Annotated in this window: 2 protein-coding genes; both read right to left on the reverse strand. The window is 65.7% G+C overall.

Features of this window, described 5'->3' with window-relative positions; translation table 11 throughout:
• Nucleotides 1–7: 7 nt before the first annotated feature.
• Nucleotides 8–841: a PTS system mannose/fructose/sorbose family transporter subunit IID gene (locus DW913_RS09935; RefSeq protein ID WP_117798386.1), complete on the reverse strand. Its 834-nt coding sequence runs from the start codon at nucleotides 839–841 to the stop codon at nucleotides 8–10.
• Nucleotides 822–1037, reverse strand: a 216-nt coding sequence (locus DW913_RS09940; RefSeq protein ID WP_147326485.1) for a PTS sugar transporter subunit IIC, incomplete at its 5' end; no start/stop codon positions are given. The genes DW913_RS09940 and DW913_RS09935, both read right to left, overlap by 20 nt.

The raw sequence follows: 1037 nt of genomic DNA on the forward strand, positions 1-1037 counted from the left end.
CGGGCCCTTACGCCAGCACGCCGAAGAACGCGCCGACGATGCCCACGACCATGGTGGCCACGATCAGCACCATGGGGTTGATCTTCTTGGACAGCAGCCAGTAGTACAGCCAGAAGGCGATCATGCCGAGCATGCCGGGCATGATGCCGTCCAGGATGTCCTGGAGGGTCTGGGCGTCGTCGCCCGAGCCGATGGCCACCGGGATGCTGGCCCAGAACATGTCCTTGCACATGGCGCCCACGACCATGACGCCCACGATTCCCACGCAGGTCATGATCTTCTGCATGAGGCCGGTCCTCTGGGCCTCGTCCAGGAAGCCCACGCCCAGCTCGTAGCCCTTGACGGCGCCCCAGACGCGCAGCGCGAAGCCGGGGACGTTGTAGATGAGCAGGAAGGCGATGGGGCCGAAGGGGTTGCCGGCCTGGCACAGGCTGATGCCCACCGCGGCGGCGACCACGCGCAGCGTCGACAGGAAGATGGAGTCGCCGATGCCGGACAGCGGGCCCATGAGGGCGGCCTTGACGTCGTTGACGCTCTCGGGCTCGATCTCGCCGCGGGCGACCTTCTCCTCCATGGCCATCGCGATGCCGCCGACGAACGGGGCGAACTGGACGGTGATGTTGAAGAACGCGCAGTGGCGGTGCAGGGCCTCGGCGTAGTCGTCGGGGCGGCCGGCGTAGATCTTCTTGAGCATGTTGGCGACCATCAGGCAGAAGGCGATGTTCATCTGCTTGTAGTAGGTCCAGGAGAACTCCATGCCCAGGGCGCCGACGTTGACGGCGCTCTTGACGAGGTCGGAGCGCGTGATCTTGTTCTCGGGACTAGAAGTCATCGTCCTCATCCCCTTCCGCGGAGAGCTGGGGCTGGGCTCCGCCCAGGCCGAGCAGGTCGAACTTGTCGATGCCGATGATGATGGCGATCAGGGCGACGCCCAGGACGGGCACGTTGGCGTAGGAGCACAGCAGGAAGCCCAGGAAGTAGAAGGGCACGAGCTGCTTGGTGAGCACCAGGCGGCCGAGCATGGCGAAGCCCATGGC

Origin of the sequence: Collinsella sp. AM42-18AC, from assembly GCF_003467965.1 — a bacterium.
Lineage (GTDB): Bacteria > Actinomycetota > Coriobacteriia > Coriobacteriales > Coriobacteriaceae > Collinsella.

Excerpts from the sequence above, each read along its gene's own strand:
- DW913_RS09935 (WP_117798386.1), bottom strand. The coding sequence starts at position 841 with ATGAGGACGATGACTTCTAGTCCCGAGAACAAGATCACGCGCTCCGAC.